A 25,055-nucleotide genomic window follows, 5' to 3' on the forward strand; every position below is an offset into this window, starting at 1 on the left:
CCCCCCCCCCCCCTCTCTTTTTTTAATAATCCCCCCCCACCCCGCAATACACACGTAAGTCGTCGCGGCCCCTGTTTTTTGTTTATATAATACATCCCCGCCGGGGCCGGCGCCCCCCCCCCCCCCCTTCGTTTGGGAGGTTGTATCAGGCAGCGATGTCGAAACGGTCGGCGTTCATCACCTTGGTCCACGCCTTGACGAAATCGCCAACGAATTTCTGCCCGGCATCCGCCGACCCGTAGACCTCGGCCAGCGCGCGCAGCTGCGCATGCGAGCCGAAGATCAGGTCGGCGCGTGTGGCGGTCCACCTGACTGCCCTGGTCTTGCGGTCGCGTGCTTCATAGACCTCATGCGAGCCCGGCTCGGAGGCCGGATCCCAGATGGTGCTCATCGAGAGCAGGTTGACGAAGAAGTCGTTCGTCAGCGTGCCCGGCCTGTCGGTCAACACACCATGCTTCGAGCCGCCGGTGTTGGCGCCGAGCACGCGCAGGCCACCAACCAGCACCGTCATCTCCGGCGCCGTCAGGTTGAGCAGTTGCGCCCGGTCGACCAGCATGGCTTCGACCGACATCGGCGGTTTGCCCCTGACATAGTTGCGGAAGCCGTCAATTTTCGGCTCGAGCGCCGCAAAGGAATGGACGTCGGTCTGCGCCTGCGAGGCGTCGGTGCGGCCGGGCGTGAAGGGAACCTTCACCGCATTGCCGCCATCCTGCGCCGCTTTCTCGACCGCGGCGACGCCGCCGAGCACGATGAGGTCGGCCAGCGAGACCTTCTTGCCGCCTGCGTTGAACTCGTTCTGGATGGCTTCGAGCTTCGCCAGCACGGTGGCCAGTTCGACAGGCTGGTTGACCTCCCAGTCCTTCTGCGGCGCCAGACGAATGCGCGCGCCATTGGCGCCGCCGCGCTTGTCGGAGTTGCGGAAGGTCGAGGCCGAGGCCCAGGCGGTCGAGACCAATTGCGAAACGCTGAGGTCCGAAGCCAGGATCTTGGCCTTCAGCAATGCGATATCCTGGTCGCTGACCAGCTCATGGTCGACGGCCGGAACCGGATCCTGCCAGATCAGCTCTTCCTTCGGCACCAGCGGGCCGAGATACCGCACGACCGGCCCCATGTCGCGATGGGTGAGCTTGTACCAGGCACGGGCGAAGGCATCGGCGAACTGCTCCGGATGCTCGTGGAAGCGGCGCGAGATCTTCTCATAGGCCGGGTCGGCCCGCAGCGCGAGGTCGGTGGTCAGCATTGCCGGCGCATGACGCTTCGAGGGATTGTGCGCGTCCGGCACCGTAGCCGCGCCAGAGCCGCCCTTCGGCGTCCACTGATGGGCCCCGGCCGGGCTCTTGGTCAGCTCCCATTCGAAGTTGAAGAGATTGTCGAAGAAGTTGTTGCTCCACTTGGTCGGCGTCGTCGTCCAGGTAACTTCGAGGCCGGACGTGATCGCATCGCCGGCAATGCCGGTGGCATGCTTGCTCGACCAGCCGAGGCCCTGCGCCTCGATGCCCGCGCCTTCCGGCTCGGCGCCGACCAGTGTTGCATCACCGGCGCCATGGGTCTTGCCGAAGGTGTGGCCGCCGGCGATCAGCGCCACGGTTTCCTCATCGTTCATTGCCATGCGTCCGAAGGTCTCGCGGATGTCGCGGGCCGAGGCCAGCGGATCCGGCTTGCCGTTCGGCCCTTCCGGGTTGACGTAGATCAGGCCCATCTGCACCGCGCCGAGATGGCCGTGCAACTCACGGTCGCCGGAATAGCGCTTGTCGTCGAGCCACTTGGTTTCCGAACCCCAGTCGACATCCTGCTCGGGCTCCCAGACATCGGCGCGGCCACCGGCAAAGCCAAAGGTCTTGAAGCCCATCGATTCCAGCGCAACGTTGCCGGTGAGAATCAACAGGTCGGCCCAGGAGATCTTGCGGCCGTATTTCTGCTTGACCGGCCACAGCAGCCGGCGCGCCTTGTCGAGATTGGCGTTGTCCGGCCAACTGTTCAGCGGCGCGAAACGCTGCTGGCCCGCACCGGCGCCACCCCGGCCGTCGCCGATGCGATAGGTGCCGGCGCTGTGCCAGGCCATGCGGATGAACAGCGGCCCGTAATGGCCGAAATCGGCCGGCCACCAATCCTGCGAATCCGTCATCACCTTGTGCAAATCCTCGATCACCGCGTCGAGGTCGAGCGTCTTGAACTCCGCGGCGTAGTCGAAAGCTTCGCCCATCGGGTCCGAAAGGCTCGACTGCTGGTGGAGAACGCCGATGTCGAGCTGGTTCGGCCACCAGTCGCGGTTGGTCCTGGCGGAGGTTCCATGCGCGACCGGGCATTTGCCGGCGCTGTTGTCGTCGGTCATCGCGTCCATCTTGGCCTCCGAATTGCTGATTTATGTGTTGTTTTTTCCGGGCCGGCCGGGAGCCGCGCCACTCTGGAATGGTTCCAGACTAAGCCGTCTCTTCGATAAAAACAAATTGCCTTTCCTGTTTGTTGCGATAGGCTTTCCTTATGATTGGCTTGACCGTGCGGCAGATGCAATATTTCGAGGCTTTGGCGCAAACGCTGCATTTCGGCCGCGCCGCAAAACTCGCCGGCGTCAGCCAGCCGGCGCTGTCCGCGCAAATCGCCGAGATGGAGCAAAGGCTGAACTGCCGGCTGTTCGAGCGCGGCGGCAAGACGGTGCGGATGACGGAAGAGGCGCAAGCGCTGCTGCCACGCATCGAGCGCATCCTGCGCGACATCAGTGATGTCGAGACGACGGCCCGGCGCGGCCGCCCGGCCATGGAAGGCCGCTTCCGGCTGGGCATCATCCCGACCGTGGCGCCGTATCTTTTGCCGCATGTGCTCCCGGAGCTGAAGCGGCATTTTCCGTCCCTGCAGCTCGAACTGCGCGAAGCAGTGACGGCATCACTGGTCGAGGACACGGCAACCGGACGGCTCGACGCCTTCATTGCCGCGCTGCCGCTCGAGCAGCCGGGCCTGGTCACCGAGGAACTGTTCGCCGACCGCTTCTTCCTCGCCGTGCCAGCCGGAGATCCAGCCTTCGCCTCGCCACCGGTGCCGCCGGAAAGCCCGGCGCTGGAGCGGTTGATGCTTTTGGAGGAAGGCCACTGCCTGCGCGAACAGGCGCTGGCCCTGTGCGGCAGCGTGCGTCCCGTAGCGATGGCAAGCTACGGCGCCACCAGCCTGACGACGCTGCTGCAGATGGTGGCGCATGGTCTCGGCGTCACGCTCATCCCCGAAATGGCGGCAAGGCCGGCCAGCGCCATGCCGGACCTCAAGATCGTGCCGTTCCAGGAGCCAATGCCGCAACGCACGATCTGCCTCGCCTGGCGCCGCAACAAGGTGCGGCATGATGAATGCGTCGAGTTGGCGAAGATCATTCGGGGGTTGGATGCGGCGGTGCTGGGGGTGTGAGTCGTTTGGGTCTTGGATGTCGCCTTGGGAACCCCGAAAAGAAACTCAAATCAGGCGCGTTCGCGAATACCCGCATTGATGGCTGGTCGCCAGACCGCACCAAAGCCTCAAGGGATAAATACCAGAAAAACATACGTAAAAAATACAACGGCATGGACGATTCCGGTCAGGAAGGTCGTCCTTTCGTTGCTAAAGCTTACGCCGCATATGAAAAGCGCTAAAACCAAAAGTACTGCGTCAGCTTCCGGGAGCCCCAGGGTCAACCCTCGTCCCGTAAGCAGGCTGGCTGCTGCGACCGCAGGTATCGTCAAACCAATAGTGGCGCAAGCCGAACCCATTGCGACATTCAGGCCGCGCTGCAGCTCATTGTTGAGTGAAGCGCGAACCGCCGAAATGGCTTCCGGCATCAAAACCAGACCCGCGATCATTGCCCCCACAATGCTGTCAGCCTGGGTCACCTGGTAAGCAACGAGCGCATTTTCAACACTTGCGGCAACCTGCTCGGCGAGCATGACAATTCCGATCAGTCCGATTGCCAGGAGCAGAGCGCTGGAATAGATGCTTTTGTGAGGGGCGGTTCGCGCCGAAAGGTCGTGTGCCAGTCCTTCGATGAAGTCGTCCCGGTGCCGGACGGTTTGCGCGAACACAAAACTTGCATAGAGCAGCACGGAAAGTACGCTCACAAGGCCAAGCTGAGCTGCCGAAAATGTGCCGGGATCGGTGGTCCGCGTGTAGGTCGGCAGGATAAGCGTCATGACGGTCAGTGCAGCCAGAACCGCCAGATATGCGCTTGTCCCTTGCCGGACAATTGCCTGCTTGCGATGACGCCAGCCGCCAAACGTGAGACACGTCCCCACAACGCCGGTGGAGGCAATCATCACCGTCGAGAAGACGGACTCACGTGCAAGCGTGGGGTTGTTCTCTCCATGCAGCATCATGGAAACGATGATCGACACCTCGATTGCCGTTACGGCAAAAGTCAGCACCAATGTGCCGTAGGGTTCCCCCACACGGTGGGCCACCGCCTCGGCGTGATCGAGCACCACGAAAATAGTGATGAACATGATCGCACTCGAGAGCGCTCCGACGAGAATCCTGACGCTCGGCGAACCTTCGTCCACCGGTAGCCCGCTGGCTCTGACCGCAACGGCCAGTGCCAGCGCGGCCAAAGGCATCGCATAGGAAGTCGCTGATCGTGCGAAACCAGTCATTCAAGCCCCAATGCGTTCGGCGAACCTTGCGGAAGCCTGTCGAGCACCCCAGTGTCGTTTAGAAGCCGGGCAGTCCCGTCCCCCGGCCCTCACCCCTCAAGCCGTCTTCTGCACCACCAGCCCTAGCTCCTCCACCATCGCCTCGCGCATCAGAAACTTCTGCGGTTTTCCCGTCACCGTCATCGGCAGTTCGGTGCGGAAGCGGATGTAGCGGGGGATTTTGTAGTGGGCGATCTGGCCGGCGCAGAAGTTCCTAATCTCCTGCTCGGTCGCGATCTGGTTGGGCTTCAGCACGATCCAGGCGCACAGCTCCTCGCCATATTTGGCGTCGGGGATACCGAACACCTGCACCTCCTTGACCTTGGGATGGCGATAGAGAAATTCCTCGACCTCTCTGGGATAGACGTTTTCGCCGCCGCGGATGACCATGTCCTTGACCCGGCCGACAATGTTGCAATAGCCCTCGGAGTCGATCGTGGCGAGATCACCGGTGTGCATCCAGCCATCGCTGTCGATCGCCTCGCGGGTTTTTTCCGCGTCGTCCCAATAACCCTTCATCACGGAATAGCCGCGTGTGCAAAGCTCCCCGGGCGTGCCGATTGCGACGGTGGCGCCACTGGCATCGATGGCCTTGACCTCGACATGCGGGTGGATGCGGCCGACGGTGGAGACGCGTTTTTCCAGCGGGTCGTCGACGCTGCTCTGGAACGACACCGGGCTGGTCTCGGTCATGCCATAGGCGATGGTCACCTCTTCCATATGCATCAGCGACACCACCTTCTTCATCACCTCGATCGGGCATGGTGAGCCCGCCATGATGCCGGTGCGCAGGCTGGAGAGATCGAAGCTGGCGAAATCCGCATGGTCGAGCATGGCGACGAACATGGTCGGTACGCCGTAGAGGCCGGTGCAGCGTTCCTGCGCCACCGCTTTCAGCGTCGCGCCGGCGTCAAAACCCTCGCCCGGGAAAACCATGGTCGCGCCCTTGGTGACGCAGCCCATCGTGCCCATCGACATGCCGAAGCAGTGATAGAGCGGCACCGGGATGCAGAGCCGGTCGTCGACGGTGAGCCTGATTGCCACGGTGACGAAATTGCCGTTGTTCACGATGTTGGTGTGGGTCAGGGTCGCGCCCTTGGGCGCGCCCGTCGTGCCCGAAGTGAACTGGATGTTGATGGCTTCGCCCGGCTTCAACCCTTCGGAGATGCGGTCGAGGCTGTCATGCTCGTCACGGCCGGCCATCGACAGCACGTCGGCGAAATTGAACATGCCGGGCGAGTTGTCATCGCCCATGCGAATGACGATCTTCAGCGCCGGCAATTTCTGCGCCCTGAGCTTGCCGGGGGTGGCCCTGGCCAGCTCCGGCGCCAGCGTCTCGAGCATGCCGAGATAGTCAGAGGTCTTGAAGCTGGCGGCGGTGACCAGCGCCTTGCAGCCGACCTTGTTGAGGGCATATTCCAGCTCCGTCAGCCGGTAGGCCGGGTTGATGTTGACCAGGATCAGGCCGATCCGAGCGGTGGCGAACTGGGTGACCAGCCATTCCCAGCGGTTAGGCGACCAGATGCCGACACGGTCGCCTTTTTCGAGGCCAAGCGCCAGGAAGCCGGCGGCGAGCGTATCGACCGTGTCCGACAGTTCGCTCCAGGTGAAGCGCTTGTCCTGGCCGACGAAGACGGCAGCATCCTGCGTGGCGTATTTGCTGACCGTGCCGGAGAAAAGCTGAGGGATCGTCTTGTCGAGCAGCGACGGGGTGCGCTCGCCGGAGACATGCGCCCTGCCATCGATCGGCGCGATGAACGCCCTGCCGCGCCCGCGCAGATTGGTGGCGTTCTTGAGCTCGTCGAGATTGATCGCCATCGCCGTCTCCTCCCGATGAGTGAGCCTAGCAGCCTGATGGGGTGGTGGAAAGTACAGGCGGTTTCCCTCCCCTCGAGGGAGGGTGCCTCGCGAAGCGAGGCGGGTGGGGTCCTCGGCGAAGTGCTCGACTTCCTTGGTCACGGTCGACCCGGCTTGGGTCGTCTCGCGTCGAGCACTGCCGGAGCGACCCCACCCGTCCATCCGCCTTTGGCGGCTGTCCACCCTCCCCTCAAGGGGGAGGGAGCGCGCTCATCTTCGCGGCGATTTCCCGCACTAGCGCCTCATCCGCCGGCGCACGATCTTTCCGGGCAGCCACCAGGCAAGCCTGCGACTCCAGCACAACCCCATCGGCCAGCACCTTGAGATGGTTGGCGCGTAGGGTCGAGCCGGTGGTGGTGATGTCGACGATGACATCGGCGAGGCCGGCGGCCGGTGCGCCTTCGGTGGCGCCGAGGCTTTCGACGATGCGGTAGACCTGGATGCCGTGCTTTTGCGAGAAGAACTGCTGCGTGAGCCGCCAGTATTTGGTTGCGATCCTCAGTCGCCTGCCGTGGCGCTGGCGGAAATCGGCGGCGACATCGTCGAGATCGGCCATAGTATCGACGTCGAGCCAGATGCCGGGCACCGCGACCACGACATCGGCATGGCCGAAGCCGAGGCGAGCGACGATTTCGGCGCGCGCCTCCCAGTCGGCGAGGTTTTCGCGCAGCAGATCCTCGCCGGTAATGCCGAGGTCGACCGAACCTTGCCCAATCTCGCCGGCGATTTCGGACGCCGACAGGAACGCCACCTCGATGCCCTCGGCGCAGTCGATGCGGGCGCGGTACTGGCGCTCATCGCCGGGCAGGCTGACGGCAAGCCCGGCCCTGGCCAGTACCTCCACGGCCTGCTCCTTGAGCCGGCCTTTCGATGGGATCGCCAGCGTGATCATTGCGGCTCTCCCCGCAGCGCTTCGATGCGGTCGAGCCAGACAGAGAAGCCGACGCCGGGGATCGGCGTCTTGGCGCCGAGCAGGGTCAGCAGCCGGTCGTAGCGACCGCCGCCGGCCAGCGGCCGCTCGCCACCAAGTGCTGCGATCTCGAAGACGATGCCGGTGTAGTAATCCAGCGGACGGCCGAAGGCAGCGTCGTAGCGGATCGTCTTTGCAGGCAGGCCATTTGCCTCGATGGCTTTGGCGCGGGCGGCGAATTTTTCCAGCGCCGCGCCCAGCGAAAGCCCGGCAGAGGCCGCAAAACTTTCGAGCGCAGCACTCGAGCCGTCGAGCGGCACGTCGATGGCGAGAAAATCCCTGAGCGCCGCAAACGCTTCGTTCGACAACCGCACGCTGCGCAGTTCGGCCTTTTCGATCAGCCGCCGGGCAATGTCGGCGGGCGCGCGTCCGCCGGATGCCAGCAGGCCGGCCTCTTCCATGCCGCCGGCAATGTGGGCGGAAAGCGCTTCGAGATCGCCATTGAGGACAAGGGCCGCGACTTCGCCGTCAAGCTGACCGTTGCGTGGCGGGTTGGCGAGATCGGACAACGCTGCCTGCAGCATCGGCGCCGAACCGAAGGCACGCGCAAGTCGCATGCGCCAGCCGCGCGGCAGGCCGAGGGCCGCCAGCACCGCCTCGAAGATGGTCTGGTCGCCGAGCGTGATCGCAAGAGGTTGCGCCGGCAGCACCAGCTGCAGCAGCGCATGCGCATCGGCCAGCGAACGCGCATCGGCCTTGGCCGTATCGCGGTCGCCGAGATCCTCGATGCCGGCTTGGAAAAACTCGTTGCCGCCCTCGCGGCGCTGGCGGAACACTTCGCCGAGATAGCAATAGCGGCGCGGCGTGCCGGCCTGCGAGGCGATGTGGTCGAGACAGACGGGGATGGTGAATTCGGGCCGCAGACACAGCGTCTTGCCGGTCTCGCTTTCGGTGAGAAAGATGCGGCGGCGCAGATCCTCGCCGGCCATGTCGAGGAATGGGTCGGCCGGCTGCAGCACCGCGACCTCAACCGCATGGGTGTTGCGGGTGGCGAAGAGGTTTGTGATTTCGGATGCGATGGCGGGATAGCGGGAGGTCATGCGTGGCGCGAGGCACCCCCCTCTGGCCTGCCGGCCATCTCCCCCTCAAGGGGGGAGATTGGCAGCTTGGAGCGCAGCGCCTCTTCTTCAACGCCGGAGATTGGCGAAACCATGCGCGACATCCAATCTCCCCCCTTGAGGGGGAGATGGCCGGCAGGCCAGAGGGGGGCGTTCAAGCGCCACCCTTCGCACGGTCAGCGGCCTGCGCAGCCAAAATCTTCTTCACCTCGGCGACCAACTCGCTCTCCGCCACCGTGACCTGTGCCGGCCTTGCGGCGCGCCATTCGGCGTTGTCGGTGATCTCGGCCGACATGCGGGCGCCCTCGACCAGATCCTTGATCTGCAACTTGCCCTTGGCGCGCTCGTCGCCGCCCTGGATGATGGCGACCGGGCTGCCGCGGCGGTCGGCATATTTCAGCTGCGCCTTCATGCCGGCGCCGCCGAGATACATTTCGGAGCGGATGCCGGCCGCGCGCAGATCGGCCACCATCTTCTGGTAGCGACCTAGGCTTTCCGTATCCTTGTCCATCACCAGCACGACGACCGGCGCGATGACATCGGTGGTGTCCAGCTTGCCGAGGTTCTTCAGCGCCGTCATCAGGCGGGAGACGCCGATCGAAAAGCCGGTCGCCGGCACCGGCTCGCCACGGAAGCGCGAGACCAGCCCGTCATAGCGGCCGCCACCACCGACCGAACCGAAGCGCACGATCTGGCCGTCTTCGTTGGGGATTTCGGCCAGAAGCTCGGCCTCGAAAACCGGGCCGGTGTAGTATTCGAGGCCACGCACGATGGAGCGGTCCATGGCGATGCGATCTTCGCCATATCCGGCCGCCCTGACCAGGGCTTCAATCGTCGCGAGCTCGCCGACGCCTTCTTGGTAAGTCGGGTTCGAGCCCACTATGGAAACCTGGTCGACCTGTGCGTTCCTTGCCGTGGCGAGGAGAACTGCTTCAGCTTGCCCGTCGTCCAAACCAGCGCCCTTGGCGAAGTCGCCCTCGCCTTCCTTGCCGCCATCCCATCGGCCCGGCCCAAGCAGAAGCTTCACGCCTTCCGGCCCGAGCTTGTCCAGCTTGTCGATGGCGCGCAGCACGGTCAGCCGGCGGCCGGCATTGTTGTCACCGCCAAGGCCGATCGCCTCCAGCACGCCATCCAGCACCTTGCGGTTGTTGACCCGGATGACGTAGTCGCCACGCTTGATGCCAAGCGCTTCCATCACGTCGGCCATCATCATGGCCATCTCGGCGTCGGCTGCGACGCCCGGCGTACCGATCGTGTCGGCGTCGAACTGCATGAACTGGCGGAAGCGGCCCGGGCCGGGCTTTTCGTTGCGGAACACCCAGCCGGAGCGGTAGCTGCGATAGGGTTTCGGCAGCTTCTCAAAATTCTCGGCGACGTAGCGCGCCGTCGGCGCGGTCAGGTCGTAGCGCAGCGACAGCCACTGCTCATCATCGTCCTGGAAAGAAAATACGCCCTCATTAGGCCGGTCCTGGTCGGGCAGGAACTTGCCCAGCGCATCGGTGTATTCGATCAGCGGCTGGTCGGCCGGCTCGAAACCGTAGAGCTCATAGACCGAACGGATCGTGGCCATCATCTTCTCAACGGCGCGGATATCTTCCGCGCTGCGGTCGGCAAAGCCGCGCGGCAGCCGCGCTTTCGTCTTTTCCGATTTGTCGGCCATGGGATGGGTCTTTTCGCTTAGTAATCGATGACTTGTTTGGAGTGGGCGTGTCCTAACCGAAGCGGCTTTGTGCGGCAAGGGTTTGCGCTTTTTCCTTCTTCTCCGAAACAAAACGCACCAAAAGGAAACAATTCCGCCATCGGCGCGGCATCGTGCCGACACAATCAGAGCCGATAAGCGCGCCGAAACAAAGGGTTGGGGCCATGACTGCGGCACACAAGTTCGACATCAGAGACGACGGCCTGCATGAAGTCCGGCTGCGGCCGGCCGAGAGCCGTGCGCAGGTGACGGCGAGCCTCGGTCCGTTTGAGGTCACCGCCGACGAGCGCAAGGGTTCCACCATGCGCGAGGCGCTGATGACCGGATTGCTGGTGATTTATCCGGCCTTTGCGGCACTGGCGGCGATTGTGGCGGGATTGTTCCTGACTGGCGCCAGCGGGACGTGAGTTCCTTACCCTCCCCCTTGTGGGGAGGGTCGACGCGTAGCGTCGGGGTGGGGGTGCGGCGCCAAGATACCCCCACCCGCGCCTTCGGCGCGACCTCTCCACAAGGGGGAGGTAGGGGGACAGCGCCCTACTTCGGCCTCTTAAAGGCCTTGCGTTCCTTCTCCACCTGCTCCCGGCACACGCAGCCTTCGAGATGGTCGTTGACCAGACCCATCGCCTGCATGAAGGCGTAGACCGTCGTCGGGCCGACAAAGGTCCAGCCGCGCTTTTTCAACTCCTTCGAAATCCTGATCGAGACCCCTGTCGTCGGGTTGGCGCGTAGATGCGCCATGTCCACCACCGCCGGCCGCTCCTCCGGCCCCGGCTCGAACTTCCAGAACCAGGCGGCCAGCGAACCGAACTCGTCGACCATTTCGCACGCCCGTTTGGCGTTGTTGATGGTCGAGACGATCTTGGCGCGGTGACGGATGATGCCGGCATTGGCGACCAGGCGCTCGACATCCTCGTCGGTGAAGGCGGCGACCTTGTCGAAGTCGAAACCGGCGAAGGCCTCGCGGAAATTCTCGCGCTTGCGCAGAATGGTCAGCCAGGACAGGCCGGACTGAAAGCCTTCGAGGCAGATTTTTTCGAACAGCCTGCGGTCGTCGGCGACCGGCCGGCCCCATTCATGGTCGTGGTAGTGCAGATAGACCGGCAGATTGCCGTGCCAGAAGCAGCGCGTGATCCCGTCGGAGCCGGTAAGCAGTCCGGTGTTGTCTTGCGCCATGGCCAATCCATCCGTTAACGCGCTTTCGCGCTGCATTTACCGCGGCTTTACCAGATTCCTGAACCCGGCGGTAACCACACCAAAAGGTTTACTGACAAAGCGGCATTTTACGCATTCCGATTCATGTTTCGGTTGCCGCTTCGCGCCAAGGATCGCGCAACCGGGGGCAAGTTCCGCCTCCGTCCGTTCGACGATCAAGGTGCGTTCCGATGAAGATCTTTTTGCGTTCCGTGCTCGGCGCCGTGGCCATTCTGGCCGCCGGCGTCACCTCGTCTGCCGCCAACGACCGCTATGCCGACAGGCCGCCGGTGATGGTGAGCCCCGACCTTTCCGCACCCTGGGTGCTGCAGCTTGGCCGGGCGCCCGGCATCGTGCGGCAGAGCCGACAGATGGTCCAGCAGCCGCGACTTCGCTATGCGCAGCCGGCGCGACCCGATCGGGTGCGCACTGCTTCCGTGCAGGCGCCGGCCAAGCGCGTGGTGATGCGGCCGCAGATCAATCCGCTCTATCTGCCGCAGGAAGTCGCCTATGACGGCCCGCAGAAGCCGGGCACGATCGTCATCGATACGACGCAGAACTTCCTGTTCCTGGTCGAGAAGAACGGCAAGGCGCGGCGCTATGGCGTCGGCACCGGCAAGCCTGGGTTCGAATGGTCTGGCACGCACAAGATCACCAACAAGCGCGTCTGGCCGGACTGGCGCCCGCCAGCGGAGATGATCAAGCGCGAGGCTGCCAAGGGCCGCTACCTCCCGACCTATCTGGCCGGTGGCGAAGAGAATCCGCTAGGCGCCCGCGCGCTCTATCTCGGCACGACGGAATACCGCATCCACGGCACCAACCAGCCATGGACCATCGGCGGCTCGGTATCTTCCGGCTGTATCCGCATGCGCAACGAGGACGTGGTTGACCTTTACGAGAGGGTCAATGTTGGAACGACCGTGGTCGTGATATAGTCGGCTACCGAATCATCTGGTTCAGAAGGCTAGACCTTCAGGGATCGGGAAGAGTTTACGGGGGACGGGCCGTGTGGGGATGCGGCCAGTCAGGAAAGGGCAGCCCGGGAAGCCGCGCTGCCCTTTCTCTTTGCGGCTATAGCTGAGCCAGGCTGCGCCAGAACGTCGCGCCAGGGGGATGACGGTTCGCTTTCACGCTGCCTTGCCGCATTTCCCCTGCTATAGGGACGGCCAAACTCCCCTGCGCCAAACTCGCTGCAAAGGTTCAGCCATGTCTCCGCCAGACGATAGCCGCTATCTCCGGGGCGGCCCGGTCGCCCAGCGCATCATGGCATCCGTGCGCGAGGATGCCGCCATCGCCACCGCCGAAGGTTTTCCGCCCAAGCTGGTGTCGATCACCGTCGGCGATACCGCTGCCGTCGATGTCTATGTGCGCAACCAGCGCGCCAAGGCCGCGCTTGCCGGCATCGGTTTCGAGGAGCGGCGGTTCCCCGCCGACATCAGCGCCGGCGAACTCGAGGCGGCGATCCACGGCCTGAACGCCGACCCGCGTGTCACCGGCATCATCATCCAGCGGCCGGTGCCGGCGCATATCCCGATCAAGACGCTGCAAGCGGCGGTGCATCCACTGAAGGACGTCGAGGGCATGCATCCGGCGTCGATCGGCAATATCGTCTACAATCAGCTCGACCTCGCGCCTTGCACGGCTGCGGCCCCGGTCGAGCTGCTCAAGGAAACCGGCCTCGACCTCAAGGGGCTCGAAGTCGTCGTCGTCGGCCATTCCGAGATCGTCGGCAAGCCGATTGCCTTCCTGCTGATGAGCGAAGGCGCAACGGTGACGGTGTGCCATCACATGACGCGCTCGGTGGCGGCACATGCGCGCCGCGCCGATGCGCTGTTCGTCGCCGTCGGCAAGCCGCGGCTGATCAAGGCCGACATGGTGAAGCCCGGTGCGGCCGTCATCGACATCGGCATCAATTCCGAGATCGGCCCGGACGGCACGAGCCGCATCGTCGGCGACGTCGACACCGAGAGCGTGAAGGAAGTCGCGTCCTGGATCACGCCGGTGCCGGGCGGCGTCGGCCCGATCACTGTGGCGATCCTCTTGCGCAACACAATGGTCGCGCTCAGCCGCCAGCGCGCGCGCTACCAGGCGACGTATGGCGTGGTGGACCGGCTGGCAGCGGAATAGCTGCTTACTCGGCGGCGACCAGGTTTCCTTCGGAGACGCCCTCCGGCTTCGGACCACCATAGGCCCAGTCGAGCAGCTTGATCGTGTGCACCACCGGCAGCTTCGCGGCGGAAGCGATCTGGGTGATGCAGCCGATGTTGCCGGTGGCGACGATTTCGGCGTCGGTCGCCTCGATGTTCTTCACCTTGCGGTCACGCAACCTTGCGGAAATCTCCGGCTGCAGGATGTTGTAGGTGCCGGCGGAGCCGCAGCACAGATGCCCCTCGCGCGGTTCGCGCACGACGAAGCCTGCCTTGGACAGCAATTCCTTCGGCTGGCGGATGATCTTCTGACCGTGCTGCATCGAGCAGGCGGAGTGATAGGCGACGACGGTGCCGGGTTTGCGCACCGGCTCGGGCAGGTCGAGGCTTGCGAGATATTCGGTAATGTCCCTGGCCAGCGCCGAGACCCGCGCGGCCTTGTCGGCATAGGCCGGATCGAGGCGCAGCATGAAGCCGTAGTCCTTGATCGTTGTGCCGCAGCCGGACGCGGTGATGACGATGGCATCGAGCCCGCCCTGGTCGATGGCACGCGTCCACGCATCGACATTCTGCCGGGCCGAGGCAAGGGCTGCTGCCTCGCGGCCCATATGATGGACCAGCGCGCCACAGCAGGCTTCGCCCTGCGGCACCACGACCTCGACGCCAAGCCTGGTCAGCAATGCAATCGTCGTCTCATTGATGGCGGGGTCGAGCACCGATTGGGCGCAGCCGGTGAGGATGGCGACGCGACCTTTCTTCGTCCCCTTGCCAGCATGGACGCCGGGAGAGGCCATTGGCGAGACCGTCGGGATCGAGGCCGGTGCCAGCTTCAGCATCGCGCTGAGCGGCTTCAGGGCCGGCACCTTTTCGAACAGACCAATGAACGGCTTGCCCAGTCTCGCCAGTTTCAGCGCGGCACGAAAGCGCCCGGGATAGGGCAACACGAAGGCCAGCATGGCGCGGGTGAGCCGGTCGAGCAGCGGCCGCTTGTAAGTTTCCTCGATATGGGCGCGGGCATGGTCGACCAAGTGCATGTAATTGACGCCCGACGGGCAGGTCGTCATGCAGGCGAGGCAGGACAGGCAGCGGTCGATATGGGTGACGATCTCCTTGTCGGCCGGGCGGCCATTCTCCAGCATGTCCTTGATGAGATAGATGCGGCCGCGCGGCGAATCCAGTTCGTTGCCAAGCGTCACATAGGTCGGGCAGGTGGCGGTGCAGAAGCCGCAATGCACGCATTTGCGCAGGATCTTCTCCGATTCCGCGACATGCGGATCAGCAAGCTGGGCAAGGGAGAAGTTAGTTTGCATTATCTTAGCCTTGGGCCATGCGGCCGGGATTGAGGATGGACTTGGGATCGAACTCGGCCTTGAGCCGTGCCGACAGTGCGGCCATATGCGGTGCCTGCGGCTCGAACACCGGAACGGCGGCGCGATGCGAAGGGGTGGCGCGCACCAGCGTGGCGTGGCCGCCGCCAAGCTTTCTGATCAGCCCGCGCAGCAGGGCGGCCTCGGGATCGCCCTCCTCCATGCGCAGCCAGACCAGCCCGCCCTGCCAGTCGTAGAAGGCGCTGACACCGATCTGCATGCGCAGCGTCAGCACCATCTGATGGGCCTGAGACGGCGCCATGGAGACGCGCCAGACCGGCTTTTCGCTACGGTCGGCGAATGGCGTGCAGTCCCTTATGTCACGCCAGAGGGAATGCGAGGCCTCGCCTGCAATCTCCTGCAGCGGGCCCGCATTTTTGAGCAGGGTTTTCAGTGCCTCGATGCGGTAGGCGACCGAAGGGCCGAAGCCTTCGACGCGCAGCAGCGTTGCGGCGTCGGCCCCGAGACTGCCGCCGGCAACGCGCGCGGCGGTGCGCTCGGGCAGATGGGCGGCGCTCGACACTTCGGCGCTGGAGCCTAGCGCCAGCGCCATGGCGGCAGCCGCCGCATCGTCGAGCAAGCCGCGCACGGCAAGCGTCACCTCGATCTCGGCCGCCGGCAGCACCTTGAAGGTGACATCGGTGAATACAGCCAGCGTGCCCCAGCTGTTGGCCATCAGCTTCGACAGATCGTAGCCGGTAACATTCTTGACGACGCGGCCGCCTGATTTGAACGCTTCACCACGACCGGCAACCGCGTTGATGCCAAGGATATGGTCGCGCGCGGCGCCCGCCTTCAGCCGGCGCGGGCCGGACAGGTTGGCGGCAAGCACGCCGCCGATCGTGCCTCTTCCCTTGATACCGCCGAACAATGGGCCGTAGTCCATCGGCTCGAAAGCAAGTTGCTGGCCGTTTTCGGCGAGCAGGTTTTCGATCTCGGAAAGCGGCGTGCCAGCCTTGGCCGACAGCACCAGCTCGGCCGGCTCGTAGAGGGTGACGCCGGTGAGCTTCGAAAGATCGAGCGTGTGTTCGCTCTGGTGTGGCCGGCCGATGCCGCGCTTGGAGCCGTGGCCGATGGTTTCCAAAGGTGTCTCTTCCGCCGCCGCCCATTGGACGATGGAGAGGGTCTCGGCCGATGTGGTGGGAGTGAAGGTCGTCATGGCGAAGATGGGTCGAGTTCCTTCGCGCCCCCCTCTGTCCTGCCGGACATCTCCCCCTCAAGGGGGGAGATCGGAAGTCGCGTCCGATTTCGCCAATCTCCGACCTTGAAGGAAGGGTAAGGCGCGCAAGCTGCCAATCTCTCCCCTTGAGGGGGAGATGTCCGGCAGGACAGAGGGGGGTGTTCACGCGCCAACTTAGCCACTCAAAACCTCGGAATGTCCGGAAACGCCACCTGGCCGCGATGCACGTGCATGCGCCCAAGCTCCGCGCAGCGGCGCAGTTGTGGAAACACCTTGCCGGGGTTGAGCAAATGATTGGGGTCGAAGGCGCATTTGACGCGCATTTGCTGATCGAGGTCGATCTGGTCGAACATTTCAGGCATCAAGTCGCGCTTCTCGACGCCGACGCCGTGCTCGCCGGTCAAGACGCCGCCGACCTTGACGCAGAGCCGCAAGATGTCGGCGCCAAAACTTTCCGCCTTGTCGAGTTCGCCCGGCACGTTGGCGTCGTAGAGGATCAGCGGATGCAGATTGCCGTCGCCGGCGTGGAAGACATTGGCGACGCCAAGGCCGTATTTTCCCGACAGTTCGCGCATGCCGGCGAGCACACGCGGCAATTCCTTGCGCGGGATAGTGCCATCCATGCAGTAATAGTCGGGCGAGATGCGGCCGACCGCCGGGAAGGCCGCCTTGCGGCCGGCCCAGAAACTCAGCCGCTCCTGTTCGGATTGCGAGATGCGACAGGTGGTGGAGCCGTTCCTATAGGCGATCGCTTCGACGAGACCGATCAGGTGATCGACCTCGACGCCCGGCCCGTCGAGTTCGACGATCAGCAGCGCCTCGACATCAAGGGGGTAGCCGGCATGGATGAAATCTTCCGCGGCATGGATCGCCGGCCGGTCCATCATCTCCATGCCGCCAGGGATAATGCCGGCGCCGATGATGTCGGCGACGCATTGGCCGCCCTGCTCGCTGGTCGGAAAGCCGATCAGCAGAGCGCGGGCCGTCTCCGGCTTTTTCAGGATGCGCACGGTGACCTCGGTGACGACGCCGAGCAGGCCTTCGGACCCCGTCATGACGCCGAGGAGATCATAGCCTTCCGAGTCCAGATGATTGCCGCCCAGGCGCACCACCTCGCCGTTCATCAGCACCATCTCGATGCCGAGCACATTGTTGGCGGTCAGGCCGTATTTCAGGCAGTGCACGCCGCCGGAATTTTCCGCGACATTGCCGCCAATCGAGCACGCGATCTGGGAGGATGGGTCAGGGGCGTAGTAAAAGCCCTCCTGCTCGACGGCAATGGTGATGCCAAGATTGGTAACGCCTGGCTGAGCGACGACGATGCGGTCGGGATAGTCGATGGCCAGAATGCGGTTAAAGCGGCTCATGACCAGCAGCACGGCATCCTCGAGCGGCAGCGCGCCGCCCGACAATGAGGTTCCGGAGCCGCGCGGCACGACACGGATGTTGCGGTCGTTGCAGTATTTCAGCACCCGCGACACCTGCGCCACCGTTTCCGGCAGCACCACGACCAGCGGCAATTGCCGGTAGGCGGTGAGGCCGTCGCTTTCGAAGGCGCGCATCTCATTGGTGGCGTCGACGACGCCCTCGCCCGGCACGATGATGCGCATGTCGGCGACGATCTCCGCCCGCCTTCGCATAGTGGCGTCGTCTGGCTTGGGCATGACAAGGCCGGACATCGGCGGCGTTCTCCGCTTGGCTGGTAAAAATCTTTTACCAATTACATTCGGATGTTGCAAACACCGCGTCGGGCAAAGAGCGTACTGCCCGCCTTCCGCAGCGGCAATCTGCCGCTATTCACCCTCCCCCTTGTGGGGAGGGTCGCGAACGCAGTGAGCGGGGTGGGGGTCCGCGCGACGAAAGCTCTTTACGAGCACCCCCACCCCGATCCGCTATGCGGATCGACCCTCCCCACAAGGGGGAGGGTAAAGTGCGCTCCTACTCCCCCGGATGTTTCGCCGGCTCGGAGTGCATCCGCCTCACTCGCCGCACCCCCCACCAGACCAGCACGATGGCGACCGGCACCGAGGCGGCGGTGACGACTTCGGGCGCAATGGCATGGCCGAAGATCGAGGCGCCCTTGGCAAGGTAGGAGATCAGACCGACGACATAGTAGGACACTGCTGCCACCGACAGGCCCTCGACCGTCTGCTGCAACCGCAGTTGCAGCCGGGCGCGGTTGTTCATCGACGCCAGCAGATCGCGGTTCTGCTTCTCGACCTCGACATCAACCCACGTGCGCAGCAGCGTCGTGGCGCGGGTTAGTTTGCGCGACAGGTTGGCCTGGCGCTCCTCGACCGAACGGCAGGTGCGCATGGCAGGCGCCACCCGCCGCTGCAGGAAGCCGCCCCAAGTGTCGTAGCCGGGCACGGCTTCTTCGTCCAGCGCCTCCAGCCGCTCGACAACGATGCCGTCATAGGCGCGGCTGGCGCCGAAGCGATAGAGGCTGGAGGCGGCATCGGCTTCCAGCTCGGCGGCAAGCTCGGTCAGGTCGGCGAGCAGCGTCTGGCTGTCGCGGGTTTCAGTGACCTTCATTTCCAGCGTGGTCTGCGCCAACCGGTCTTCGATGCGGCGGGCGCGGCTCGACAGGGTCAGCGCCAGCGGCAGGCCGAGCATGGCAAGCGTGCGGTAGGTCTCGACGTCGATCAGCCGCTGCGACAGCGCGCCGGTCCGCGCCGGCGTCAGGCCGCGATCAAGCACCAGGATGCGGGTCAGGCCGTCGCCGTCCTGGCGGAAATCGGTGACGATGGCCGCATTGCCGCGCTCGACCAGCGAATAGCAGAGGCTCGTCGGGTCGAAGGCCGCAATCAGCTTCTCGCTTGCCGGCGTCCATTTGCGGATCTCCAGCCTTATGCCTGAGATCACCGTTCCCGGCGGCGAGAACCCGTTGCCGAAAGGAGAATCCTCCTGCGCCCTGCCGCTTTCGGCAAGCGGCCCTTCCCAAAGATAGGTCGAGAATTCCGTATGCCGCTCCCAGCGCAGCGTGCCCTTGCCCCACTTCATGGCGTGGTGGCGGGCATGACGGTCGGGCGCCGCGATGCCGAGGCGCCGCGACAGTTCGGAGAGCACGGCCATGTCGACGCCGGAGCCGCCCTCGGTCATGAAGGCGAGTTGCACAAGCACGCGCGGCTTCTCGATCAGCGGATGCGGCCGGGCATGGACCTCGCCGATCGCGCCGGGCCGTCCCTCATGCGCGGGAAAGCCCATCACGCTGCCCTGGGCGCGCGGCTGGAATTCGAGGTTGGACGTCTCGTCCGACACGGTGGTCCCCCTGTTCTCGACCCTTCGTGTGATGGCGTCCTCTAAAGGCAATCCATGAGGCGCGTAAACACCAAAGTCTAGCATCGTAGGTCCTGCCGGCGCGACGCGCAGACCGACCCGATTGGGCAAATTGGATAAATAATTTGACCAGTTGGCGACGCTGGCTTTATCTTGCGCGACGCCGGTTCAATTTCCCAGGCCCCCGTTGAGCGATATTTTCTCCAGGATCGAGCATTCGCGCACCGCCGACGAGGTGGTGCAGCAGATCGAAAGCCTGATCCTTGAAGGCGTGCTGCGCACCGGCGACCGGCTGCCGGGCGAGCGCGAGCTGGCGCGCCAGTTCGACGTGTCGCGGCCGATCCTGCGCGATGCGCTGAAGGCGCTGGAAGGGCGCGGGCTGCTGATCACCAAGGCCGGCGGCGGCACCCATGTCGCCGACGTCATCGGCCAGTTGTTCACCAAGCCGGTGACCGACCTCATCTCGATGCACCGCAAGGCGGTGACCGACTATCTGGAATACCGCCGCGAGATCGAAGGTGTTGCGGCCGAATATGCGGCGCGGCGCGCGACAGCGGACGACATTGCGCTGCTCGACCGCATCATGGCGCGCATGGACGAGGCGCACCGCACCGGCGATTTCGACGACGAGGCGGAAATCGACGTCGAGTTCCACCATGCTGTGTGCGAATGCGCGCACAACATCATCCTCTTGCACACACTGCGCTCCTGCTACCGGCTGCTGTCTGAAGGCGTGTTCCAGAACCGGCTTCTGGTGTTCAGCGTGCCCGGAGCGCGCGAGGCGCTGCTGGCCCAGCACGGCGCGATCTACAAAGCCGTGAAGGCCGGCGATCCTTCAGCTGCCCGCCAAGCGGCGATGGACCATATCTCCTATGTCGAGCGCTCGATGCTCGAGGCCGAACGCAGCGGCGACTGGCAGCGCGTGTCGCGGCTCAGGCTTAAGCAGCGCTCCGACGCCGACGACGGCTTCAAGACGACTGGCTAACGAGGAACCACCATGAGCGACATCCTCACCATTGCCGATCTCAAGGACCTGGCGCGCCGGCGGGTGCCGAAGATGTTCTACGACTATGCCGATTCCGGCGCCTGGACCGAAAGCACCTACCGCGCCAACGAGGAGGACTTCCAGAAGATAAAATTCCGTCAGCGCGTACTGGTCGACATGAGCAACCGCTCGCTGGAATCGACCATGATCGGCGAGAAAGTGGCGATACCGGTGGCGCTTGCCCCAACTGGAATGACCGGCATGCAGCATGCCGATGGCGAGATGCTGGCGGCGCAGGCGGCAGAGGAATTCGGCGTGCCGTTCACGCTGTCGACGATGAGCATCTGCTCGATCGAGGATGTCGCGTCGGTGACGAAGAAGCCGTTCTGGTTCCAGCTCTACGTGCTTCGCGACAAGGATTTCGTGCTCGACCTGATCGACAGGGCGAAGGCTGCAAAATGCTCGGCGCTGGTGTTGACGCTCGACCTGCAGATCCTGGGGCAGCGCCACAAGGATGTCCGCAACGGGCTGTCGGCGCCGCCCAAGATGACGCTGGCCAACATTGCCAACATCGCCATGCGGCCGCGCTGGCTGATGGGCATTGCCGGCACCAAGCGCCGCACCTTCCGCAACATTGTCGGCCATGCCAAGGGCGTCGGCGACGTCGCTTCGCTGGCATCGTGGACGACGGAGCAGTTCGACCCGCACCTGTCGTGGAAGGACGTCGCCTGGATCAAGGAGCGCTGGGGCGGCAAGCTGATCTTGAAAGGTATTCTCGACAAAGAGGACGCGCTGATGGCGGTCGAGACCGGCGCCGACGCCATCATCGTTTCCAACCATGGCGGGCGCCAGCTCGACGGCGCATCGTCGTCAATCATGGCGCTGGAGGAGATCGCCGATGCCGTCGGCGACAGGATCGAGGTGCATATGGACGGCGGCATCCGCTCGGGCCAGGACGTGCTGAAGGCGCTTTGCCTCGGCGCCAAGGGCACCTATATCGGCCGCCCGTTCCTGTACGGGTTGGGCGCCATGGGCAAGCAAGGCGTGACCCTGGCGCTGGACATCATCCGCAAGGAGATGGACATCACGCTGGCACTGTGCGGCAAACGGCTGGTGACCGAGATGGGCAAGGACCAGTTGCGGCGATAGGGTCTTGTTCACCGATTAGACCCTAGCCTCGCTGGATCACGGAGACGAAGCCGCCTTGATCGAGACCGGCATCCACTACCTCGACGCGCGCGCGCCCGATGGCATGCGCCTCTATGCGATCGGCGACGTGCATGGCCGGCTCGATCTGCTCGCCGCCATGCATCGCCGCATCGAGAGCGAACTCGAATACAAGCCGACCAGCGATTGGCGCGTCATCCACCTCGGCGACTATGTCGACCGCGGACCAGAGTCCAAGGGCGTCATAGACTTCCTGATCGAGGCACAGAAACGCGATCCACGGCATCTGATGCTCGCCGGCAACCACGATATCGGCTTCCTCGATTTTCTCGACGAGCCTGACCCGGAAGGGCTGTTCATCCGCTATGGCGGCGTGCAGACGGCACAATCCTATGGCGTCGACCTAGCGGGACACGCAAGCTGGTTCGGCAAGGCCGAGGCGTTACGGCGGGGACACCAGGCACTGGTCAATGCTGTACCGCAAGCCCATGTCGACTTCCTGCGGTCGCTGCAATTGTCACTGATATCAGGTGATTTCTTCTTCTGCCATGCTGGCGTCAGGCCTGACGTGCCGCTGGAGAGCCAGAGCCCGCAGGATCTGGTCTGGATACGCGACGTCTTCCACAACCATCCAGGGCTTTACCCGAAGGTGATCGTGCACGGCCACACACCGGTGCCGGGGGCGGAGGTGATGCCGAACCGCGTCAATGTCGACACGCTCGCCTGGCAGTCAGGCATGCTCAGCGCGCTCGCCGTGGACGGCGCGGACAAGCGTGTCCTGACTGTGCAGGGAAAAGCGTTTTAGCGAAGCGCGGCGGTGACGCCGTAGCCGTCGACGGCCTGATGGTTGTTGGCTGCATCGGCGGAATAAATGCCGAGACCGCACAAAACGATGGCAGACAGCATGACAAAGGACAGAAGCGCTGCTTTCACGGACGTCATCTCTAGTTGAGCTTCCTGCATCTGGGCACGAGGCGGTTACCAATGGGTTGAAACCGAGAATTCGTCTCAAAGTTTCGACGATTTCGCGCTTGTAGGTCGATTCTGTATCGGCGGTGTGTCGCGCGGATCACACAGAAGGTTCATCGCGGTTGCATTGCCGATGCATAGCGCGCGCCTTGTAGGATAGCGTTCGGCCACAAACCAAGGACGAAAGAAGTTGTCCCCGGCAGATTCCCCGCCGCGTGCCAATTATGCAACGGATAGAGCGGTTCGCCGCTACGGCGAACCGCTCTATCTTTTTATCTGACGCAATTCCGGACGGAAAACCGCTTCACACTTTTCCTGGAATTGCTGACTGCGCGCGGCCAGTCTCAGATCGTCGCCACCCAGGCGCGGGCAATGGCCAAGCCCGCGGCGTCGGCCTCGGGGCCGTTGCGTGCCATTTCGCTGTCGAGGCGATCCTGCCAGTCGGGATGGCGATCGGCAATCAGCGGCGCGAAGGATGTGCTCCAGTCCCTCACCATCGGCTGGTCGGCCTCGAAATGGAACTGGAAGCCGTAGACGGCGCGGCCGATACGGAACGCCTGGTTCTCGGCAATTTCGCTGCCGGCAAGCCGCACCGCATTTGACGGCAGCGCGAAAGTGTCGTCGTGCCATTCGAAGATGGGGAAATCCTGGGGAAGTGCGCCAAGCACCGGATCGGTTCTGGCGTCCGGCGTCAGCGATACCTTGTGCCAGCCGAATTCCGAGGCGCCGCCGATCTGGTTCTCACCGCCGAAAGAGCGGGCAACCAACTGGCTGCCCAGGCAGATACCGAGAACCGAGCGATCCTTGGCGGCGAAATCGCGGGTCAGTTCGAGCAGCACCGGGAAATACGGGTAGTCATCGTCGGCCAGCGCATTCTGGCCGCCGCCCAGCATCACCATGGCATCGTGTCCGGTCGCGTCGTCCGGCAGCGCATCGCCCTTGTAGGGCCGGCGCAGGTCGAGATCGGCGCCGGCTTCGGCGAGCGCGGCACCAACCTGGCCAAGGCCGGTGTTGTCGTAGTTCTGGACCACCAGCACCCGCATCGCAAAACCCTGCTGACATGAAATGACGCGACGAGCGATATCATGTCGCCAGCATTGCAGCCAAGATGCGTATTCGGGAGAGAGCTATGCCACTGCAGAACCGGGTCGATCCGTTCGGCGCCATCCATGCCATATCCGAGCGCGGCCTGTTCACCGGCAATCGCGGCATCATCCACGATCCTGAGACCAAGACGCTGCTGAAAAAGCGTTGGGCCTTGCCGGCCTGGATCATCTGCGTCTGCCAATTCCGCAATGTGCGGCGCGAGCCGATGGGCAGGAATCGGCCGGGCGGCAGGGCCGGCTGGACCGAGTTGTTCTTCCTCGACGAGGTGACGGCGCTGGCCGCCGGGCACCGTCCCTGTTTCTATTGCCGGCGTGAGCGAGCCACGGATTTTGTCGGGCGTTTCGGCAAAGTCTTCGGTGTAAACGAACCGCGCGCGCCAATGGTGGACAAGCGGCTGCACAAGGAGCGGCTGGCTTCGGGCGGCAAGCCACCTGATGTCACCATGGGAGAGCTTGCCGAATTGCCGGACGGAGCGATGATCGCGGATGGCGGCTCGGCCTATGCGCTGCGCGGCGGCAACGCGCTGCCCTGGTCGTTCGCAGGCTATGGCGATGCGGCGGCCTTCGACAGCCTTGCCGGCCGGTCGCTGCGCCTGCTCACACCGGCCACGACCGTTTCGGTGCTGCGGCACGGTTTTGAACCGGTGTGGCATCGTTCCGCCGAGACTTGACGCCAGGCACCGCCTCGCCCATTCCTCGGCGATGCGCGCCAATTACAAGATGCAGCGGCTGTTCGTGCCGGACGACCTCGCGGCAGGCATCGAATTCGATGCCGGCCAGCAGCAGAGCCATTATCTCACGCATGTGCTGCGGCTCGGCGAAGGCGCCGAGATCCTGGTCTTCAACGGCCGCGACGGCGAGTGGTCGGCGGCGATTGCCACCAGGTCGAAAAGGGCGGTGCGGCTGAAGGTGCTGGCCTCGCAGAGACCGCAACCGCCCCTGCCTGACCTGATCTATTGCTTCGCGCCGCTGAAACAGGGCCGGCTCGACTATCTCGTGCAGAAGGCGGTCGAGATGGGCGCCGGCATCCTGCAGCCGGTGATCACCCAGCACACGCAAGTGGCAAAACCCTCCATCGACCGGCTGCGCGCCAATGTCGTCGAGGCGGCCGAGCAATGCGGCATACTGGCGGTGCCGGAAGTGCGCCAGGCCGAGAAATTCGAGCGCCTGCTCTCCGGCTGGGACAAGGAACGCCGGCTTATCTTCTGCGACGAGGATGCCTCGACCAACAACCCGCTGCCGGCATTGCAGGCGGTGCCGGAGAGGAAGCTGGCGCTGCTGGTCGGGCCGGAAGGCGGCTTTTCCGACGACGAACGCAAGATGCTGCGGGCGCTCCCCTTCGTCACTGCCATCCCGCTCGGACCGCGCATCCTGCGCGCTGACACAGCAGCTGTAGCGGCGCTTGCGGTGATGCAGGCGACGGTCGGAGACTGGTAAGAA

The 25,055-nt window shown here is 64.2% G+C and carries 22 protein-coding genes; 9 read left to right on the plus strand and 13 right to left on the minus strand.

What is annotated here, in order from left to right; all coding sequences use genetic code 11:
- Positions 1-145 precede the first annotated feature (145 nt).
- A complete protein-coding gene (gene katG, locus NKJ58_RS18025) occupies positions 146-2,341 on the minus strand; it encodes a catalase/peroxidase HPI (RefSeq protein WP_023667720.1) in 2,196 nt (731 codons plus the stop codon).
- 140 nt (positions 2,342-2,481) lie between these two features.
- On the opposite strand from katG, the gene NKJ58_RS18030 reads away from it, so the two are divergent.
- Positions 2,482-3,390, plus strand: a complete 909-nt coding sequence (locus tag NKJ58_RS18030) for a hydrogen peroxide-inducible genes activator (protein ID WP_023667719.1) — start codon at positions 2,482-2,484, stop codon at positions 3,388-3,390.
- Positions 3,391-3,497: 107 nt separating this feature from the next.
- On the opposite strand, the gene NKJ58_RS18035 is transcribed toward NKJ58_RS18030, so the two are convergent.
- The 5 genes from NKJ58_RS18035 to hisS form a co-directional block, all read right to left on the minus strand.
- A complete protein-coding gene (locus NKJ58_RS18035; protein ID WP_023701299.1) occupies positions 3,498-4,601 on the minus strand; it encodes a calcium:cation antiporter in 1,104 nt (367 codons plus the stop codon).
- 96 nt (positions 4,602-4,697) lie between these two features.
- The gene (locus NKJ58_RS18040) at positions 4,698-6,458 is read right to left on the minus strand and encodes an AMP-binding protein (protein ID WP_023681826.1); all 1,761 of its coding nucleotides are present in this window, start codon (positions 6,456-6,458) and stop codon (positions 4,698-4,700) included.
- 229 nt (positions 6,459-6,687) lie between these two features.
- Positions 6,688-7,389, minus strand: coding sequence for an ATP phosphoribosyltransferase (gene hisG / locus NKJ58_RS18045; protein WP_352812806.1), 702 nt, complete (start codon positions 7,387-7,389; stop codon positions 6,688-6,690).
- Positions 7,386-8,507, minus strand: coding sequence for an ATP phosphoribosyltransferase regulatory subunit (locus NKJ58_RS18050; RefSeq protein WP_023681828.1), 1,122 nt, complete (start codon positions 8,505-8,507; stop codon positions 7,386-7,388). The genes hisG and NKJ58_RS18050 overlap by 4 nt, the downstream gene beginning before the upstream one ends.
- Before the next feature lie 172 nt (positions 8,508-8,679).
- Positions 8,680-10,185 carry a histidine--tRNA ligase gene (hisS, locus tag NKJ58_RS18055; RefSeq protein ID WP_352853562.1) on the minus strand — a complete coding sequence of 502 codons (1,506 nt, stop codon included), beginning with the start codon at positions 10,183-10,185 and terminating at the stop codon, positions 8,680-8,682.
- Between the two features lie 203 nt (positions 10,186-10,388).
- On the opposite strand from hisS, the gene NKJ58_RS18060 reads away from it, so the two are divergent.
- Positions 10,389-10,631: a hypothetical protein gene (locus NKJ58_RS18060; protein WP_023681830.1), complete on the plus strand. Its 243-nt coding sequence runs from the start codon at positions 10,389-10,391 to the stop codon at positions 10,629-10,631.
- 127 nt (positions 10,632-10,758) lie between these two features.
- Here NKJ58_RS18060 and NKJ58_RS18065 read toward each other — a convergent pair whose 3' ends face one another.
- On the minus strand, positions 10,759-11,397 hold the full coding sequence (locus NKJ58_RS18065; protein WP_023715643.1) for a DNA-3-methyladenine glycosylase I: 639 nt from the start codon (positions 11,395-11,397) through the stop codon (positions 10,759-10,761).
- A gap of 209 nt (positions 11,398-11,606) precedes the next feature.
- Here NKJ58_RS18065 and NKJ58_RS18070 point away from each other — a divergent pair, with 209 nt between their 5' ends.
- Together NKJ58_RS18070 and NKJ58_RS18075 are read left to right on the plus strand one after the other, a co-directional pair.
- Entirely contained in the window at positions 11,607-12,350 is a 744-nt protein-coding gene (locus tag NKJ58_RS18070; RefSeq protein ID WP_023715642.1) for a L,D-transpeptidase, read from the plus strand.
- 271 nt (positions 12,351-12,621) lie between these two features.
- Entirely contained in the window at positions 12,622-13,542 is a 921-nt protein-coding gene (locus NKJ58_RS18075) for a bifunctional 5,10-methylenetetrahydrofolate dehydrogenase/5,10-methenyltetrahydrofolate cyclohydrolase (protein WP_352519442.1), read from the plus strand.
- Between the two features lie 4 nt (positions 13,543-13,546).
- Here the strand turns inward: NKJ58_RS18075 and glcF are convergent, their stop codons facing one another.
- The 4 genes from glcF to NKJ58_RS18095 form a co-directional block, all read right to left on the minus strand.
- Positions 13,547-14,872, minus strand: a complete 1,326-nt coding sequence (glcF, locus tag NKJ58_RS18080; protein WP_023750649.1) for a glycolate oxidase subunit GlcF — start codon at positions 14,870-14,872, stop codon at positions 13,547-13,549.
- Between the two features lie 4 nt (positions 14,873-14,876).
- Positions 14,877-16,088: an FAD-binding protein gene (locus tag NKJ58_RS18085; RefSeq protein WP_023715640.1), complete on the minus strand. Its 1,212-nt coding sequence runs from the start codon at positions 16,086-16,088 to the stop codon at positions 14,877-14,879.
- Between the two features lie 203 nt (positions 16,089-16,291).
- Positions 16,292-17,788: an FAD-linked oxidase C-terminal domain-containing protein gene (locus tag NKJ58_RS18090; RefSeq protein ID WP_352519441.1), complete on the minus strand. Its 1,497-nt coding sequence runs from the start codon at positions 17,786-17,788 to the stop codon at positions 16,292-16,294.
- A 259-nt stretch (positions 17,789-18,047) separates the two neighbouring features.
- Entirely contained in the window at positions 18,048-19,370 is a 1,323-nt protein-coding gene (locus NKJ58_RS18095) for a DUF3422 family protein (RefSeq protein WP_023686827.1), read from the minus strand.
- A 205-nt stretch (positions 19,371-19,575) separates the two neighbouring features.
- Between NKJ58_RS18095 and NKJ58_RS18100 the strand changes: the two genes are divergently transcribed.
- Genes NKJ58_RS18100 through NKJ58_RS18110 form a run of 3 tightly spaced genes read left to right on the plus strand, consistent with a single transcriptional unit; the run spans position 19,576 to position 22,345 of the window.
- The gene (locus NKJ58_RS18100) at positions 19,576-20,373 is read left to right on the plus strand and encodes an FCD domain-containing protein (protein WP_023695102.1); all 798 of its coding nucleotides are present in this window, start codon (positions 19,576-19,578) and stop codon (positions 20,371-20,373) included.
- 12 nt (positions 20,374-20,385) lie between these two features.
- Complete coding sequence (locus NKJ58_RS18105) at positions 20,386-21,522, plus strand: alpha-hydroxy acid oxidase (RefSeq protein ID WP_023715638.1); 1,137 nt, start codon at positions 20,386-20,388, stop codon at positions 21,520-21,522.
- A 55-nt stretch (positions 21,523-21,577) separates the two neighbouring features.
- Positions 21,578-22,345, plus strand: a complete 768-nt coding sequence (locus NKJ58_RS18110) for a metallophosphoesterase family protein (RefSeq protein ID WP_352853563.1) — start codon at positions 21,578-21,580, stop codon at positions 22,343-22,345.
- On the opposite strand, the gene NKJ58_RS18115 is transcribed toward NKJ58_RS18110, so the two are convergent.
- Both NKJ58_RS18115 and NKJ58_RS18120 read right to left on the minus strand, forming a co-directional pair.
- On the minus strand, positions 22,342-22,482 hold the full coding sequence (locus NKJ58_RS18115) for a hypothetical protein (protein WP_006206855.1): 141 nt from the start codon (positions 22,480-22,482) through the stop codon (positions 22,342-22,344). The two genes, NKJ58_RS18110 and NKJ58_RS18115, sit on opposite strands and share 4 nt — an antisense overlap.
- A 371-nt stretch (positions 22,483-22,853) precedes the next feature.
- Positions 22,854-23,552: a type 1 glutamine amidotransferase gene (locus NKJ58_RS18120; protein WP_023681838.1), complete on the minus strand. Its 699-nt coding sequence runs from the start codon at positions 23,550-23,552 to the stop codon at positions 22,854-22,856.
- Positions 23,553-23,638: 86 nt separating this feature from the next.
- On the opposite strand from NKJ58_RS18120, the gene NKJ58_RS18125 reads away from it, so the two are divergent.
- Positions 23,639-24,286, plus strand: coding sequence for a hypothetical protein (locus tag NKJ58_RS18125; RefSeq protein WP_023692351.1), 648 nt, complete (start codon positions 23,639-23,641; stop codon positions 24,284-24,286).
- Between the two features lie 31 nt (positions 24,287-24,317).
- Positions 24,318-25,052: a 16S rRNA (uracil(1498)-N(3))-methyltransferase gene (locus NKJ58_RS18130; protein WP_023740490.1), complete on the plus strand. Its 735-nt coding sequence runs from the start codon at positions 24,318-24,320 to the stop codon at positions 25,050-25,052.
- Positions 25,053-25,055 lie beyond the last annotated feature (3 nt).

It is taken from the genome of Mesorhizobium sp. M0139 (genome assembly GCF_040322455.1).
Classification (GTDB): Bacteria; Pseudomonadota; Alphaproteobacteria; order Rhizobiales; family Rhizobiaceae; genus Mesorhizobium.